15 protein-coding genes are annotated in these 16,599 nt (G+C 59.4%); 4 read left to right on the top strand and 11 right to left on the bottom strand.

The genetic code is table 11. The features are described 5' to 3' along the window. Positions 1 to 12: 12 nt before the first annotated feature. The 7 genes from QUW25_RS07745 to rfbA all read right to left on the bottom strand — a co-directional run bounded on the left by QUW25_RS07745 (position 13) and on the right by rfbA (position 7,238). On the bottom strand, positions 13 to 1,584 hold the full coding sequence (locus tag QUW25_RS07745) for a pre-peptidase C-terminal domain-containing protein (RefSeq protein ID WP_289511637.1): 1,572 nt from the start codon (positions 1,582 to 1,584) through the stop codon (positions 13 to 15). Positions 1,585 to 1,869: 285 nt separating this feature from the next. After that, the gene (locus QUW25_RS07750) at positions 1,870 to 2,937 is read right to left on the bottom strand and encodes an acyltransferase (protein ID WP_289511638.1); all 1,068 of its coding nucleotides are present in this window, start codon (positions 2,935 to 2,937) and stop codon (positions 1,870 to 1,872) included. 253 nt (positions 2,938 to 3,190) lie between these two features. Continuing rightward, positions 3,191 to 4,210: a dTDP-glucose 4,6-dehydratase gene (gene rfbB, locus QUW25_RS07755; protein WP_289511639.1), complete on the bottom strand. Its 1,020-nt coding sequence runs from the start codon at positions 4,208 to 4,210 to the stop codon at positions 3,191 to 3,193. 36 nt (positions 4,211 to 4,246) lie between these two features. Continuing rightward, positions 4,247 to 4,516: a type II toxin-antitoxin system RelE/ParE family toxin gene (locus tag QUW25_RS07760; protein WP_289511640.1), complete on the bottom strand. Its 270-nt coding sequence runs from the start codon at positions 4,514 to 4,516 to the stop codon at positions 4,247 to 4,249. Beyond that, positions 4,509 to 4,781, bottom strand: a complete 273-nt coding sequence (locus QUW25_RS07765; protein WP_289511641.1) for a hypothetical protein — start codon at positions 4,779 to 4,781, stop codon at positions 4,509 to 4,511. Before QUW25_RS07765 ends, QUW25_RS07760 begins: the two co-directional genes overlap by 8 nt. Before the next feature lie 96 nt (positions 4,782 to 4,877). Further along, entirely contained in the window at positions 4,878 to 6,329 is a 1,452-nt protein-coding gene (locus QUW25_RS07770; RefSeq protein WP_289511642.1) for a sugar nucleotide-binding protein, read from the bottom strand. Between the two features lie 3 nt (positions 6,330 to 6,332). Beyond that, positions 6,333 to 7,238: a glucose-1-phosphate thymidylyltransferase RfbA gene (rfbA, locus tag QUW25_RS07775; protein WP_289511643.1), complete on the bottom strand. Its 906-nt coding sequence runs from the start codon at positions 7,236 to 7,238 to the stop codon at positions 6,333 to 6,335. Positions 7,239 to 7,679: 441 nt separating this feature from the next. On the opposite strand from rfbA, the gene QUW25_RS07780 reads away from it, so the two are divergent. Further along, positions 7,680 to 8,717, top strand: coding sequence for a plasmid pRiA4b ORF-3 family protein (locus tag QUW25_RS07780; protein WP_289511644.1), 1,038 nt, complete (start codon positions 7,680 to 7,682; stop codon positions 8,715 to 8,717). Positions 8,718 to 8,742: 25 nt separating this feature from the next. Here QUW25_RS07780 and QUW25_RS07785 read toward each other — a convergent pair whose 3' ends face one another. Both QUW25_RS07785 and QUW25_RS07790 read right to left on the bottom strand, forming a co-directional pair. After that, entirely contained in the window at positions 8,743 to 9,324 is a 582-nt protein-coding gene (locus QUW25_RS07785) for a hypothetical protein (RefSeq protein ID WP_289511645.1), read from the bottom strand. Next, positions 9,317 to 10,540 carry an AAA family ATPase gene (locus QUW25_RS07790; protein WP_289511646.1) on the bottom strand — a complete coding sequence of 408 codons (1,224 nt, stop codon included), beginning with the start codon at positions 10,538 to 10,540 and terminating at the stop codon, positions 9,317 to 9,319. The genes QUW25_RS07785 and QUW25_RS07790 overlap by 8 nt, the downstream gene beginning before the upstream one ends. 117 nt (positions 10,541 to 10,657) lie before the next feature. On the opposite strand from QUW25_RS07790, the gene QUW25_RS07795 reads away from it, so the two are divergent. After that, positions 10,658 to 11,476: a hypothetical protein gene (locus QUW25_RS07795; protein WP_289511647.1), complete on the top strand. Its 819-nt coding sequence runs from the start codon at positions 10,658 to 10,660 to the stop codon at positions 11,474 to 11,476. 266 nt (positions 11,477 to 11,742) lie between these two features. Here the strand turns inward: QUW25_RS07795 and QUW25_RS07800 are convergent, their stop codons facing one another. Further along, positions 11,743 to 12,285 carry a hypothetical protein gene (locus tag QUW25_RS07800; protein ID WP_289511648.1) on the bottom strand — a complete coding sequence of 181 codons (543 nt, stop codon included), beginning with the start codon at positions 12,283 to 12,285 and terminating at the stop codon, positions 11,743 to 11,745. A gap of 157 nt (positions 12,286 to 12,442) precedes the next feature. Here QUW25_RS07800 and QUW25_RS07805 point away from each other — a divergent pair, with 157 nt between their 5' ends. Together QUW25_RS07805 and QUW25_RS07815 are read left to right on the top strand one after the other, a co-directional pair. Beyond that, complete coding sequence (locus QUW25_RS07805) at positions 12,443 to 13,048, top strand: transposase (RefSeq protein ID WP_289511649.1); 606 nt, start codon at positions 12,443 to 12,445, stop codon at positions 13,046 to 13,048. Positions 13,049 to 14,118: 1,070 nt separating this feature from the next. Further along, on the top strand, positions 14,119 to 14,913 hold the full coding sequence (locus QUW25_RS07815) for a restriction endonuclease (protein WP_289511650.1): 795 nt from the start codon (positions 14,119 to 14,121) through the stop codon (positions 14,911 to 14,913). Positions 14,914 to 15,230: 317 nt separating this feature from the next. Here the strand turns inward: QUW25_RS07815 and QUW25_RS07820 are convergent, their stop codons facing one another. Next, the gene (locus QUW25_RS07820) at positions 15,231 to 16,448 is read right to left on the bottom strand and encodes a hypothetical protein (protein ID WP_289511651.1); all 1,218 of its coding nucleotides are present in this window, start codon (positions 16,446 to 16,448) and stop codon (positions 15,231 to 15,233) included. Between the last annotated feature and the right edge of the window lie 151 nt (positions 16,449 to 16,599).

A 16,599-nucleotide genomic window follows, 5' to 3' on the forward strand; every position in this document is an offset into this window, starting at 1 on the left:
ATGCGCGTGACGCTACTTCGCGCTCACGGCGTACCAGCCGGTGCCCTCGGCCTTCCAGCCGATGGAGACGAGCTTGTCGTTCTCCTCCCTGCTGACGGTGTAGTTGTGGGTGGCCGTCTGGACGTAGGGGTTGAACTGGCGGAGCACCGGGACCGACCCGCCCGAGTACCAGCCCACGCCCTCGTAGCGCCAGCCGATCTTCTTGAGCGTGTCGCGCTCGCTCGCGCTCGTCGTGTAGTGGTGGTCGTCGGTGTAGGGGTTGAAGAGGCGGTAGACCGGGTCGCCCGAGGTCGGCGCCACCCAGCCAACGCCCTCGTAGGTCCAGCCGATGGATTTCAGCGTGTCGCGCTCGCCCGCGTTGGCGGTGTAGAAGTGCTCGCCGGTGTAGGGGTTGTACAGGCGATACATCGTCTGGGTCTGGGGCGGCTCGGAAACGGTGAGGGCGTACTCATGGCCCGACATACTCGTATTCGGAGACACTTCAATGGTGTAGGTGCCTGCGTTGAGGCGAATCGAGGAGCTCGAATGGCTGGTCTGGTCGGCATCCCAGCTAAAGTCCGCAATCTTGTTGTTGTTAATGTCCCGCAGGTAAACATGCCAGCGACCGCTTGAGTACTGAGCGTTGGTAAGACTCAGAACAACGGTCGAACTCTTGGAAAGGACAAGACGGTAGAAGTCATCGTCATCATAATCGATGGACGAGCCATTGATGGTCTTGCCCAGCGTGATGGTGTCGGTCGTTGAGAGACTGTCGTTGAGCTCAGTCTCCCAGTTGGAGGCAGCGGTAAAGCCAGTCGTAAAGGTATATTCCTGGCCCTGGGTACTTGAGCGCGGAGACACCTCAACGGTATAGGTGCCCTTGGGCAGGCCGATGCGCATACCCGAGTGGCTCGTGGCGTCAGACTCCCACGTAAAGTTGGCTATTGTCTCGTTGGACTGATTCCTCAGGTAGACGTTCCAGCCGCCCCTCGAGTTCTGCGCGTTGGTAAGCTTGAGCTGAACTACTCCGTCGGACGGCGTGGTAAAGCGATAGAAGTCATCGTCGTCATAGTCGATGGTTGAGCCCTTGACCGCCTTGTTCACTGAAATTGCGTCGGCAGTCTCTAGTCCGTCGTTGAACTCAGTCTCCCAGTCCGAAGCAGCTGAAAACCCAATCGTAAGGTTGTAGCGCTGACCGCTTGTGCTTGAGCGCGGGGATACTTCAATCGCGTACGTGCCCTTAGGAAGACCGATGCGCGTCCCGGTATGACTCGTGGCATTGGACTCCCAGCTAAAGTTGGCGATGGTATTGTTGTCCAGATCGCGCAGGTAGACGTTCCAGCCACCTCTTGAGTTCTGAGCATTGCTGAGGCTGAGCTGAACAACTCCGTTTGATGGAGTGGTAAAGCGATAGAAGTCGTCGTCATCGTACTCGAGCGTTGTGCTGGAGACCGTCTGGTTGACGTTCACGTACGTTGCCGTCTCAAGGCTTTCGTTACCCGGATCGGCCCATGCGGGCGTTGCGCATACCAGGCTGAGCGCCGCCGCGGCGGCCAGCGAGAAGAACAGGGCAACTCCCCTCTTGGCCATTCTCCGTCTTATCATTTGTTAATCCTTTCATCGCGGCCAACATAACTCGTTAGCAGTGATGATATTGGCTGATAGCAACCTTAAATGTAAAAACTTCCGAACGGCGGAATGTTTCGGTGGGCGCGGGGCGGCTTTCCCTGCGCGGTGCGGCCCCCAATGAGGGTATGTACACTGTTGCGGGTTTGATGTTCTTCTCGCCGCGCGCTGAACTGGGGTTTTATCGACGTTGAGAGTGCATCAAACCTGAAACAGTGTACATACCTTCCAGCCGTCGCCCGCCCAACCCGGGCGCCGCCGCAGTCACACGATGCGGCCGAGCACCGGCACGCGCCTGAGCAGCCAGGTGAGGGCGGAGCCAACGGCAAGGCTCACCGGACACCACAGCGCAGAAACCACCAGCATGGGCAGCACGGGGTCGAGAAGATCGCGCAATGGGGGCCAGAGGCAGCACTTGAGGATGGGGTCAAAGAGGTACACGCCAAACGTGAGCGGACCCAGCGTCGTGACCACGCGGCAGAGCCCCGGCAGGCGCTCGCTCAGCGCGGGCCGCCCGTCGAGGGTCCTTCTCGCCAGCAGAAACACCGCGACTGCGCTCACCCAGTCAAAGAGTGAGACGAAGTCCTCCGTATAACCCGTGGTCACACCCTGGTGGTACGTAAGCGCGCTCGACGCCGCGATGCCAAGGAGCGCTGCCAGCCCCAACTTTGCCAGAAGACTGCCCGTTATCTGCCGCACGTCAACCACCCGTCCCAGGTAGTAGCCTACGAGCGGGTAGAACAGCTGCCGCTCGACGGCGATCGGCAACGTAAGGTTGATCGTGATGCCGCTGCCCGTGAGCGCGCTGACGGCGTAGCTCACCATGGGCACAACGGCTGTCATGATGGCGTGCAGCACCAGTAGGTAGACAAACTCGGCCCGGCCCATCCGGGCGGCCACGGCGCGCAGGAACGGAAGAAGCAAAATCATGCCCGCGTAGGCGTAGAGGAACCAATACGAGCCCTCGGTGTCTCCGGAGAGGATGCCGCGCACGATTCCGGCCGTTCCGCCAAACCTGATGACGTAGCAGATGCCGCCAAAGACCACGATGGCGCCGAGAATTCTGGGGAGACGATGGCCGACCGTGTGACTGATGGGTTCTTCTCGCCCCAGGAGCAGCGCGCCGGAGACCATGAGAAACAGCGGCACGTTGACGCGCGTGAGCATGGTCACGAAGAGATATGCCCAGGCTGTGGGGCCGGAGCTGGTCTGGTACAGCGCATAGCCGGGCGTGTGGTTGAAGACAACGAGAAGCACCGCGAGCACGCGCAGCGCGTCAATCCAGGCGCTTCTGGGTCTGCGCCTAAAGTGCTTTCCGCCCGCTCGTCCCACTGCTGCTCCCGGTGCTTCCTGCGCGTGCCTTGCTGAAACGAGTATAGCGTGGAGGAGGTGGCCCCCGTTGTCCGCGATTATTTGCGGACAACGGGGGCGGCGGGGGTGCTCAAGGCACGAGGGAGGCCGTTGTCCGCACTTTTTTGCGGACAACGGGACCAAACGCGCAGCTTGTAACAGGCACAAAATGGGCGCCCGCCCCTCAGCAAAGACGGGACGGGCGCCGGGAAGGGCGCGGAGGGCCGCGGCGTCCCTACTGCCCCTGGGCGGCGTAGCGGGCCTCCGTGGCCTCCTTGGCGGGGCGCCACCAGGCCTCGTTGTCGCGGTACCACTCGATGGTGGCGGCCAGGCCCTCCGCGAAGTCGGTGTGGCGGGGCTCCCAGCCCAGCTCGCGCCTGAGCTTGGAGCTGTCGATCGCGTAGCGGCGGTCGTGGCCGGGGCGGTCGCGCACCCAGTCGAAGTCGTCCTCGGGCCGCCCCATCGCGCGCAGGATCTCGCGCAGGACGGTGATGTTGTCGCGCTCGCCGTCGGCGCCGACGAGGTAGGTCTCGCCGTAGCGGCCCCTGGTGAGGATCTCCCACACCGCGGAGCTGTGGTCCTCGGTGTGGATCCAGTCGCGGACGTTGCGCCCGTCTCCGTAGAGCTTGGGGCGGGTGCCGCAGATGATGTTGGTGACCTGCCTGGGGATGAACTTCTCGACGTGCTGGTAGGGGCCGTAGTTGTTGGAGCAGTTGGAGATGGTGGCGCGGACGCCGTAGGTGCGGTGCCAGGCGCGCACGAGCATGTCCGAGCTCGCCTTGGTCGAGCTGTAGGGGCTGCTCGGGCGGTAGGGGGTCTCCTCGGTGAAGCGCGCCGGGTCGTCGAGGGCCAGGTCGCCGTAGACCTCGTCGGTGGAGACGTGGTGGTAGCGCACGCCGTGCCTGCGGCAGGCCTCCAGCAGGCGGTAGGTGCCCACGACGTTGGTCCGCACGAAGGGCCCCGGGTCGGCGATGGAGTTGTCGTTGTGGGACTCGGCGGCGAAGTGGACGATCGCGTCGTGGCCCGGCACCAGGCGCTCGAGCAGCGCCTCGTCGCAGACGTCGCCCACCACGAGCTCCACGCGGTCGGCGGGCAGCCCCGCGATGTTCTCCGGGTTGCCCGCGTAGGTGAGCTTGTCGAGCACGGTCACGTGGACCCCGGGGTGCTCCCGCACGACGAAGTGCACGAAGTTGGATCCGATGAAGCCGCACCCGCCGGTGACGATGATGTTGGTGGGCTCGAAGGTGTCGGACATGCTATGCCTCCCTATATACCGGTATACAAGCAGAAATCAAACAACAGAGGGGCCATAGACGAGCGCGAGCACGTCAACCACCCGACCATCGTAGCGATATACGATAAGAAACGTTGAAATGGGAATCTGACGAAGTTCTTCTCCATATTGATCGGTCAGACAGCGCCTCACCCGGGCCGAGCCCATCTCGGGAAACGACTGGAGATTGTTCAGAGCGTCCCAGATTCTCCCAAGAACCCTCTCGGAGTAGATGTCGGCCAGGCCCGCAGAGAATTCCTCAGAGATGCGCAGCTCGACGTTAGGCACGCTTCCTCCTCAGCTCCTCCGCGCGCGCAAACGCCCCCTCAACCGAGGTCGTATAACGCCCCGCCCCAATATCCGCCATGCCGCGACCAACCGCCTCCATGAGACGAGCCTCAAACGCGGCGTCCTCGCGCTCTGCGGCGATTCGCCTCTCAAAGGCCTCTTCGCTGCAGAACACATAGGCGCCAGCCCCCTGCTCGGTAATCCGAACAACCGAGTCGCGCGCAGCCTCCTTTACCTGCGAGGGATTACGCTGAAGCGTTGTCATCGAGTAAATTGGCTCCATCTCCACCACATCCCTGTTCATCGTACAGCAGATAATACTCTGCTATTTTATCAGATAGTCATCTGCTATTCGATTGAGTTAATCCTGCAGGCCCGCCACGTACTCGCGCAGCTCGTCCTCCCAGTCGCGGGGCGAGAAGCCCGTCGCGCGGACCTTGGAGAGGTCGAGGTCGGAGTGTGCCGGCCGCGGCGCCACGGGGCCCTCGGCGCCGGCGTAGTACTCGGCGGTGGTCACCGGGCGAACCGCGTCGCCGTTGCCGGCGGTCAGGTCGAAGACCTCGCGGGCGACCTCGGCCCAGGAGGCCACGCGGCCGGAGCCGGTGAGGTTGTAGGTGCCGTACGGCGCGCGGGCGTCGAGAAGCGCGAAGATCCCCTCGGCCATCTGGTCGGTGAAGGTGAGCCGTCCCAGCTGGTCGTCCACAACCGTCACGCGCTCGAGCGCGTCCGCGGGGTCGGCGCAGCGGCGCGCAAGGCCGGCCATCGTGCGCACGAAGTTCCTCCCGTCGCCGATGACCCAGCTCGAGCGGACCACGTAGTGCGCGGGACAACCGGCCGCGGCCAGGTCGCCGGCGGCCTTGGACTGGCCGTAGACGGAGAGCGGGGAGAGCGCCTCGCCCTCGCCGTGGTTCTCGGCGCTACCGTCAAAGACGTAGTCCGAGCTCACGTGCACGAGCGTGATGCCGCGCTCCGCGCAGGTGCGGGCGAGAAGCGCGGGACCCGTGGCATTGGCGCGCCAGCAGGCGGCGCGGCCCTCGGGGGTCTCCGCGCGGTCGACGGCGGTGTACGCACCGCAGTTGATCACGGTGCCGTAGAGGGACCAGTCGTAGCGGTCGTACTGGGCGGGGTCCGAGAAGTCGAACTCGTCGATGTCGCAGAAGTCGAAGCTGCCGAGGAGCCCGCGCTCCCCCGCCAGGGCGCGCACGGCGCGGCCGAGCTGGCCGTCGCAGCCCGTGACGAGCGTGCGGCGCGGCGCCATGGGGACGGCGTCGGCGAGCAGGGGGTGGTTCTTGTCGGCCTCAGAGAGCGTGCACTCGGAGAGCGGGATGGGCCACTCGATGGCGAGCTCGGGGTCGGCCAGGTTCACGAAGGTGTAGGTCTTCTTGAGCTCCGCGGACCAGTGCGCGTCCACGAGGTAGGTGTAGGCGGTGCCGTCCTCGAGCGCCTGGAAGGAGTTGCCCACGCCGCGGGGCACGTAGATCGCTCGGGAGGGGTCTAGCGCGCAGGTGAAGACACGGCCAAAAGTTTCGCCGGGACGCAGGTCCACCCACGCGCCGAAGACCGAGCCGGCGGCCACCGAGATGAACTTGTTCCAGGGCTCTGCGTGGATGCCGCGCGTGACGCCGCGCTCGGCGTTGAAGGAGACGTTGTTCTGCACCGGGCGGAACTCCGCCGGCAGCCCCGCGGCCACCATCTTGGCACGCTGCCAGTTCTCCTTGAACCAGCCACGCGCGTCTCCGTGCACGGGGAGGTCAAAGACGAGAAGTCCGGGAATCCCGGTCTCCTCCGCGCGCAGGTCCTTCTCGAACTCCATTGGCTACTCCTCTGGGTACTTGCGGTCAGGTGCTATCTTGCCCTCCGCCACGGTGCGCAGGTGGGCGCCGTAGTTGGACTTGCCGTAGCGCTCCGCGCACTCCAGCAGGCGCTCGCGGGAGACCCAGCCGTTCTCGAAGGCGATCTCCTCGGGGACGGAGACGGGCAGGTCCTGGGCCGTCTCGACGGTGCGGACAAACTGGGACGCCTCGAAGAGGCTCTCCATGGTGCCGGTGTCCAGCCACGCGTAGCCGCGGCCGAGCGTGACCACGTCAAGCGCCGCGTCCTCGAGATACATGCGGTTGAGGTCCGTGATCTCGTACTCGCCGCGGGCCGAGGGGCGCACGGCGGCGGCGCGCTCGCAGACGTCGCCGGGATAGAAGTACAGGCCGGTCACGGCGTAGTTGCTCTTGGGGTGCTCGGGCTTCTCCTCGATGGAGACGGCGTTGTAGCTCTCGTCAAACTCAACGACGCCGAAGCGCTCCGGGTCGTCCACGCGGTAGCCAAAGACGGTGGCGCGGCCCGCCTCGGCGTTGCGCACCGAGCGGCGCAGGTGGCGAGAAAGACCGTTGCCATAGAAGATGTTGTCCCCCAGCACGAGCGCGCAGGGCTCGCCGGCGCAGAACTCCCGGCCGATGACGAAGGCCTGGGCCAGCCCGTCGGGGCTGGGCTGCTCCGCGTAGGAGAGGCTGATGCCGAAGTCCGAGCCGTCGCCGAGCAGGCGCTCGAAGTTGGGCAGGTCCGTGGGCGTGGAGATGATCAGGATGTCGCGAATGCCCGCCAGCATGAGGGTGGAGAGCGGGTAGTAGACCATCGGCTTGTCGTAGACGGGCAGCAGCTGCTTGCTCGTCACGGTGGTGAGCGGGTAAAGACGGGTGCCGGAGCCCCCGGCGAGGATGATGCCCTTCATGTGGGGTCCTTTCGCGCGACAGAACTGGATAGATTGTAGCCGAGCAGCTGCGCGCAGCCCCCAGCCACCGCGGCGACGAGCGGCGGTAGCGAGAAAATCCCGAACGTTCGGGGTCATTCGCGAACGTTCGCGAATATTCGTGGTTCGTTACGCAAGGTAGTAACGGAGCTTCCTGCCTTCCCTCACTCCACGAACAATCTCCTCCAGGCTGTAATCGCCATCGCGAAAGGACATGGGCACCTCCGGCACCAAACTGCCATTACTGAACCTAAACTCTACCAGTCATGGAAAAAAGCGGAGTTGTCAAAGAAGGCATGTTCTACGATGTCGCCCAGCATTAGCAATCCCATTCGAATGGCGAGGGCGTTCGGACAATATACGGAGTAATCCAGCGCTGAATTCAGTATGCTTTTATTCACCCGCCCAACGATAGGAGCCCGCATGGCACAGCGGCGCAACGGCGAGTTTCCCGCCACGCCCGAGGAAGCCCGCGCCCAGCTGGTCCAAATGCTCACGCTGGCGCTCATCCGGCTCACGAGCCGTCGGGAGGGCAAGGGCAAGACGGAGCGCTGGCACTCTCAACGTGGCTACGACCCATCCGCGCTCGACAGCCTTTCCAAAATGGGACTCATCGAGCTGACCGGCAAAAATGACTCGATCACGCTTACCGAGCGCGGACTTGTTGTCGCCGAGGGCGCCGCGCTCATCATCGCCGAGGCGTTTGACCACATGTACGAGGACACCAGGCCCCGCGCGGCGTCGCCCGCCTCCCTTGACGACGCTCCGCTCTTTGACCCGCTCCCCTACCGGACCGAAGACGACCGTCGCGCCTTTCTCCTGCGCATCGAGCTGGACCTTGACGGGCTCTTCCCCTGCTGGCGAGAAGTGCTCGTGCCTGCAACCTGCAGCTTCCTTGACCTGCACCTTGTCATCCAGCGCATCTTCAACTGGTACGACGCGCACCTGTTCAACTTTGAGATGGTCGCACACAGCACGCACCTCCACATGGAGGAGCACGCCTTCCAGGCGCCGGAGGACGTCTTCATCCCGAGGGGCTACGCGCTCGCCGAGGCTCGCGAGGTGCTTCTGGGCGACGTCTTTCCCCGCTCGCGCACGGCGCGTTACAGCTACGACTACGGCGACGGCTGGGAGCACAAGATCAAGCTCGTGAAGACCATGCGCAACGCGGACGTCACGGCGCCGCAGCTCATGGACGGCGAGGGCGACGCCCCACCCGAGGACGTGGGCGGCCCGGACGGCTTTGAGCATTTTCTCGTTACCATCTCAGACCCCTTCAACGAGGAGTGCCTTGATGCGCTCAAGTGGGGAGAAGCCCAAGGCTACGCACCGTTTGACCTCGCGAAGAAGCAGCAGGAGCTGGCAGACAGCTTTGAAGACGACCGCCGCGAGTGGCTTGAGATGCTGGCACAGGCGGGCGTGGCGGCCAGCCAGCCCGGCGGCTCGCTCCGGTTTGTGTGAAAGGACAATCGAGCCTGCCTAACCTTTACGCCAGCAGATCGGCAAGCATAAGCTCATCGTTTTCACGCCGGGCCTTTGACGCATACCTTTTGATGCACTCCGCAAGTTCGGCGCCATTGGACCAGTATTCCTTAAGAAACTTGGTCTCCTTGATTTTGGAGAGACCGAGCTCCTGCTTGCAGAACTCACTTGGCTTCAGAGAGCGGTTCCTCCGGCTCTGCCTCTGCCATAAATCGAATGCCCCCTGCTTATGAACAGCGAGCATCTCGATTTCCGGGCGGGTAAAGAAGCTCTGCACCACGGCATCAGCCCCCGCTCTTTTTGGCAGCTCAAACCGCGCAGAGCGACTGTCCACAATTCTCGCGACCAGAAGCCCCTCTGCACCATTAACTGAATAGTCCATCCCAAGATACTGGCTGGCTATATCCGCAGCCTTTCTTGTGCGCGTATACGGACGATCGGAATACACGGCGTCAAACACCACCCTGTCTTTATCGACCACAAGCAGTCCGTCTTCGTAGAGGCGCTGGATGATGACTCCCTCAGCAGCCCCCTCGCAACTAAATAGAACATACCTATGTGTGAGGTTGTATCTGGCATCACTCACCTTGCACATACCTCCTCACATAGTCTCTCATCGCCTGAACGTCAGGGTAGCTTGGCATTGAGCCCGGAATGACATTGTGGAGAATGACCTCGCTCTTTTTGTTTTCAACGCGGTCGACCACGCTCGAATACTTGATGACTCTCGTCCTGTATTCGCTGGTCCTCGTTAGCACGTACACGTTGTCTTTGCGCCTCAGCAAATCCAAAAGCTCCGGATAATGTGTCGAGAAAATCATCTGCGCCCCATGAGGGTTAGTCACGGGAGACGCAAAAAGGTTCAGAATGACGCCTACGAGCGATCTGTTGAGGCTATTCTCAATCTCGTCAACAATGAAGTATCCGCCCTCGCGCAGAACGTCGATGGCATGCCCCACCATTTCGGCGCCAGCGATTGTTCCGCTCGATAGTATCCGAGTAGCAACACCCATGCTGACGAGCCGCTCTTCTTCACCCTTAAACTTGAGGCGGAAGATCTGAGCGCCCGCATCCCATGTCAGGCTTTCAACGCTTGCGTCAAAAGCCTGAATAACGGGAGTCGGCATAGAGATCTCCGGGAGACGCCTCGTGGAACGCTCCACTCTTGCCGCGGTCTTTCCGGTTATTTTTGAAACAATGCTGGTCTGATCATCGAGAAAAGCCTTAGACTCTCCAGATATTACCGTAGGGTCGCCCTCGTCTCCGTTTCTCTTGAGGACAATCGAGGCCTTGGACTCAAACTCGGAGGATGACGTGAGCATCCTCTTGCTCGGCCTTTTTACTTCTAGGCGCCACAGCGTCTCATCCGTAAACGAAAAGGCATCACGCGTTATTCTTCCGCCAGGAATAGACTCACCTACGGGCTCGTAAGAATGCGCCAGCTCAGAACGGAGCTGATAGAAGGCCCCCCGCTCCCAAAACACAACCGTTATCACAAGCGAAGGACCAAGCTTGCCAATCCATCCCGAATCAAAATAAAGCTGACGCATGACAAAGGAACCTGTCATATATCCCAGGACAAACCGCAATAGGTTGAGCGTCGTCGTTTTGCCCGACGCGTTAACGCCGGTGATGCCCACAACGTTCTCCGTGTAAATTGAGCCAGAAGTCCCAACCTTTGTCACATCGGCGGTCGCCTCTCCATCACCTCGAATAACACGGTCGGTAGCAACAAAATCAATGTTGATGCCAGCGTCTTCATATAGGGGAACGTTCTTAATCTGAACTCTGAGCAGACGCATTGCATTCCTCTCCCGAGCACACTGTTAAACAGAAATCATGTTTAAGTCTTCCAGCTAAGGGAATCATAGACGATAGGCGGCAATCCCGACGATCCAACTTCTGCGAAAGGACAAGAAATGAACGGGAGCGACGGCAACAGCAATGACGAGATGGTAGAGGTACCGTCGTGGAGCTTTGCCTCAGCAGCAAAATGGACCATCAAGGTCCTTAGTGCCGCTGGCTTCGGAGCATGGTTGACCGATAAGCTCCCCGCCGAAACACTTCTCAAGCTCATTGCTGGGATTCTGGTTTTGTTGGGCAGCGGAATATACTGCCTTCACGTTTCTGGCGCAAGAACAAAGGGCAGGATGAGACGGAGGCTTGCCCCACCAGAACCCCTTTCACGGATTAAAGGCCTGGTGAATACACTCATACCGATTTTCGCGTTCCCCGCCATCTCGACTGGCCTGCTCTCACTCTTGTATCCAGTTATAAACATTATTTCCAGAGCCGCCAAGGCACTTTATAGCATGTCGCTTAACGTACCCGAGTTCGCCGAAACGAACCAGGAGATGTTTGCAGTCATTTCATCGGCGGTTATTCTCGTCACTCTCGTTCTGGGAATCGCCGTATTCACAGTAGGGTTTAGACTTCTAAACAGGACGGATGTTAATTATCTAAGTCCTGTACTCAAAGATATCTTTAGAAAGCGCGAGCTTACTAAGCTCCCCGCATATATGCTTGTTTTCGCGGGGCTCATGGTAATAACGCTTGCGATCTCTCCGTCTCTTTTGCATGCCTTGCTGGGCATTATTCGCACGAGCGACGCCGCCGCCCTTGTTCCTGAGGGTATTATTGCGTCGATGATATTCTTTGGTGGAGGATGGCTGCTGCTTCATTTTGCCGGCTTCGCCGGCCTCAATTCCGCGCGGCATGCCGCGCACTTCAAATCTTAGGACCGCTCCACCTCTCAACATTCTCTGGAATCAATAACAGATTCCGAGTGAGGAGGTAATGTACAGATTCTCCCTGGAGCTAGGGGCAGTGTCGCGAAAAGTTGTGCAGGCCCCTCGGAATCCCACTGAGCAGAACTTAATGCTAAATACTACTTTGCAAGGTTTGTGGTTTAATTAGAGTAGATATATTCATATGGTATTATTGAATGGCACATCCGGCCAGCGTTTCCTTTGAGGCGAGCCCTTACCTCGGCCTCAAGAACTGCTCACGTCTTCTGGCTTCCCGCCTGAATTACGTCAATCCAATTCAACAAACTTTCCTTGCGCACGAGAATCCTCGCAGTAACAGCGCCTTCGTCAGCCTTGTCCTCCAACAGGATGGCTCCATTTGGGAAGATGTAGGTCTGCCCATGGGCAATCCCATTTCGAATATTCTTGAGCAGGCATTGCATCCTGTTATCATTGCTGGCGCGAGTAATGGACCCGTCCTCGTTAAGCTTTATCTTTGTTGGGCGGTGCAGGAGAGCTCGTGGATGATCAGCACAGATTTCCTCATCGAGCTTCATAATCTTTAGAGTCTCTTTGATTGAATTACTCCCCAGTATTATGAACTGCTGAATGCCCGACTGCTGGAGAAGCAGACGCTCCAGTTTGGTTGACTGAGGGTTTCCCTTCCAGCCATAACCTTCAAGCGTCTTGGCCCTGTCTTCCACTTTCTGATCAAAAGGTCTATCGAGAACGTAAAACTGTACGAGTCTGGCAAATTCTTCAGGACTGTAGCGCTCTGTGAGGGAACAACGGTAATCCACCAGCTTGAAAGTCTTTGCGTTGCATGCGTGTCTATAGTTTTCATTGTATTTGGCGATAGCGTGCCAAACGTTGGTGTCAGAGCACCCCCGAAAAGGGGTGTGGCCACCGCCTAGAATCTTCAGTTACCACGCTGACAGAGACTTGGGAGATGACCACATGGACACTTTACAGCAGGGCGCGGCGCCGATGGCGCTGGCCGACATGCCGATGACCGCCTACGGCACGATCGACTTCAGGCGGCTGGTGATGGGGGAGTGCCTGCAGCAGGTCGTCGCCTGCGAGGAGCGCCGCGACCGGCTCGACGCCGCCGTCGCCGGGCTCGCCGCCGAGCCCGAGTGGGCGCCCCTCGTCTCCCGCATCTCCGCCGTCCGGGGGATCGGCACGGTGACCGCCTTCTCGATCGCCGCGGAGGTCGGCGACTTCTCGCGGTTCCCTTCGACGCCCGCCTTCATGTCCTACCTGAGGCTCGTGCCCTCGGAGGACTCGTCGGGCGGGAGGGTCTCGCGCGGCCCGATCACCCGCACGGGCAACGGGCACGCCCGCACGCTGATGGTGGAGGCCGCCTGGCACCACGCGAGGAGGCGCAGCCCGCTGTCCCCGACCGAGATAGCGAAGAGGTCGGGCATCGGGCCGGAGGCGGCGCGCGTCGCCGCGGAGGCCGAGAGGCTCAGGAGGCGCGGCATCCAGGCGAGCAAGGCCAACGTCGCCGTCGCTCGCGAGCTCGCGGGCTTCGTCTGGGCCCTCGCGGTCTGCGAGGGCTGACCCATACCGATGGCCCGGGCGCCCAAGAGGGCGGCGATGGGGAGAACCGCGGAGCGCCTATGCGCAGCCTGCGGGCCACGCGCGATACTAGAAGGCGGGTTCCCCGTGCCGGAGAGATCGGAATGCGCTAGCCAACGCGCGGATGTCAGACTGGAGATCGCCGAAGCCGTGCCGGCTCAACGCCCCGACGGGCGCCCTGGATCGGACATAGAGAAACTCCCCCACCCGCAAAGAAGCGGGCAGGGCATCTCTGCCTCTTGACAGGTTAGATTATATATCAGGCGCTACAATCGGGCAGGTTTGGGGGGGTGGCCCGACACCAACATTCGGCACACAACCCCGAGAGAGAGTGGCCGAAGACCATTATGGCACCTATCTCGGAATTGATGCCAACATCTTCCGCCGCAAAACCGTTCCCTCGGCCACGCGAGCGAAGACTCAGTACCCTATACGTCTTCGTAAACTGAGCAATGTCGCTATCTTCAAGATGGTCCGCCGAGTCAATCCCTTGAATTCTCACAGCAAGCGCAACGCCTCCCCGTGGTAGACCTCCCCCTAGCATGGTGATTGTTCAGGTCGCCAGCCCCGAGGGGAAGGTGATTGCCGTGGCCAAGAGGACCAACAGCCTCGCTCACGCGAAGTGGCTCTGCGAGTACCACATCGTGTTCTCGGCAAAAGTACAGGCGAAAGGCCATCTACAACGAGTACCGCAGGGACCTGGCGCAGATCGGCGCTGGTATAGCGTCAATTAATCATTGGCGTGCTTTATCTATCCTACTTGTAGGGGGAGCTTGACATGCGACACCTCTCTGAAGCTGCGATGACAATCATTGAGCAGAGGCAGTCTGATTGGCAGCTATGCCTGTTCGCGCAGATTCTCTCCGAACAGGTAGACCTATGCAGGCTATGGTCGAGCCCCGTCGAGGCAAACCCCACAATCAGGTCAATTGGGGCTGGTCTCCAACATCAGTCACTCCGCGAGGTCATCTTTGCGAGGGCGAGGATAGTGCCCTCAATTATGCTGAGATGGGAGAAAGAAAACCAACAAGGCCATTCACCTACTAAGAAAGATGGACAAGCGCCCGTGGGACTCGCTTGTCATCAAGCATGCTGACAGGGCCGCATATTTGATGACAAAGGCTTACCGAGAACTTGCTCCCGAGTATCTGAAGCTGCTCATCATCGATGTCCCGTTGTCATGTATGCCGGCGCTTCGCGAAGCCAGGCATCTGGCAAGGGAGATTCTCTCGGGACTGGATGACTGTTGCTCGACGTTCATTGCCGATATCAGGACGGCCGCGTCTCGACAATCTTCGGGAGAGGATCAGAGATTATTCCCAGTGCTAGATCTTGATTTAGATGCCAGCAGGCTTGCGAAGCTTATGGAAAAGAACAACAAGCTCTACTCACGTACAAAAGTCCGAGTAAAGAACGTTGAGGAGCCCGCCCATGAGTACGAGTGCCCGGATGAGTTGATTGGCTCTATTGACGCCATGGAGGGGTATGAGTTCGAGCGGCTCTGCGCGAGGCTCCTCGAGGCCAACAGATACAAGAAGGTTGAAGTGACGAGTGGCAGCGGAGACCAAGGGGTTGACATTCTGTGCGAGAAAGATCGTGTCACTTATGCAATCCAGTGCAAGAGGTACGACTCTCTGGTCGGTAACAAGGCGGTGCAGGAAGTGACGGCTGGGAGGCAGTTCTACCACTGCAATGTCGGGGTGGTGATGACCAACAGTGACTTTACCGCCAGCGCCAAGGAACTCGCTGAGGCAACGGGTGTAGCCCTTTGGGGTAGGGATGTTGTTCTGAGAATGCTGAGCGCTATGAACAAAGGCTCGAGCTCATTTATTCAGGCGGGGGAATGACGCTGATTGGTATTAGCGTCGAAGCCTCATCATATCGGGCGTGTTCTCGGTACGTTCGATTCCATGGGAAGCATGTCGAACATCTGCCGCGGGGGAAGGCCCCAATTACGCGTGTGCACCTGCGCATATCGCACTTAAGTCTCTCGATGGCGCTATTGGTCGGAATCAGTCGGCGCTCGTAGTCGCCTCTCAATCGCAACAAACAAAAAAGAAACGCCCCTGGTCTTTGGGGAGGAAGTTCCTAATGGACTTCCCGAGAAGAGCCAGGGGCGCCACTCAACTAATCTTCCATGCTGAAGAAAGGCGAGTGAGGCCGTTTATGCATAGCAATACCAGCCAATACCCTCTGGCGTCCATCCGATTTCACTCAGTGCGATACTCTCAACTTCGTCCATAGTGTAGTGATGGTATCCGTTGTATCGGTTGTAGAGCCGATATATGGGCAGTCCGTCTTCACGTGAGGCAGAATACCAACCGATGCCCTCTTGCTTCCACCCTAGTCCGGCAAGCTCGTCATATTCGGATTTGCTCGTGGTGTAGTGGTGGTCATCAGTATATGGGTTATAAAGGCGCCAAACAGGGTCACCGCTTATGACGGGCGCTGCCCATGCCTTGCCTTCGAGCTTCCATCCAATTGTGCCGAGCCTTTCATATTCTGAGTAATCTGATGTATAGAGATGCTCCCCCGTATAGGGGTTGTAAAGGCGCCACATAGTAATAGAGCTATCAGGTGTGCATGACACCCTCAACTTGTAACTTCCTGATGCCTGAGTATGCTCATCCGGAACGATTGCCACGTAATACATCCCTGTGTCGCTAGCCCTGACCTGGAACTTCTGTGTCTGGCCATCAGTCCCCAGCCGCCATTTACCGAGGGGCTGAGCGTCGGAGACTGAGGCGGCGGACTCGTCAAACACCTCCAGCTGCCAACTCATATTCGAATCAGCATCTCCTGTAAACTCAACGGTAAGCATGCCGGCAACGTTGGTTGTGTAGCGGAAGTAGTCTGGTCCCGAGCTAGTGCCAGTTGGATGAACCGTTCCGGACATCGTAAACAAAGTATATTCAATCAAATCTGCCGCGATAGGTGAGTCGTTCGACTCGGATTCGTTTTCGCTCATTAGGCCGTAGTCGTAAAGAACAACGACAGTAGCCGTAGCGTCATCGGGCAACGGATGAGCGGCATCGAGATTGCTGAGATTGAGGGCGTATGTTCCCGCGTTCAACCCGTCATTAAGTTCTACGCCCTGCGCGTCGCTCAACCGGGCGGTCCCAGAAGCATAATAGGGAGGCATGTCAGGGGGATAGCCCAAGGCTACTTCAGTACGTTCAACATCAACCTTCCACCCCGCATTTGCATCTTCGGAGCTAGACCCCGGAATAACCTTGATGGTTACGCGTCCATCAGAGCCAAGCAGGAAAGAATAGGACCCCGCCTTCAATTCATAGGCCTGATTAACCTCAAGAACCTCGTTCTGCGCCCATGCAGGAGACGCAATCACGAAAGACAATATAAATGCAGAAAGCGAGAGCATCAGAAGGGATAGTCCTTGTCTTAGCCGTTTCGTCATCGTCAGTCCTTTCTCGTGATAGTTGACGAACAATACTGGAGCAACAATCTAGTTATGCGGTTCCCTAGGGGGATAGAGCGTTCCTTCCACTTATACTTAGGCCCCAAATATCAGG

This window comes from Thermophilibacter provencensis, assembly GCF_030372065.1.
GTDB classification, from domain to species: domain Bacteria; phylum Actinomycetota; class Coriobacteriia; order Coriobacteriales; family Atopobiaceae; genus Thermophilibacter; species Thermophilibacter provencensis_A.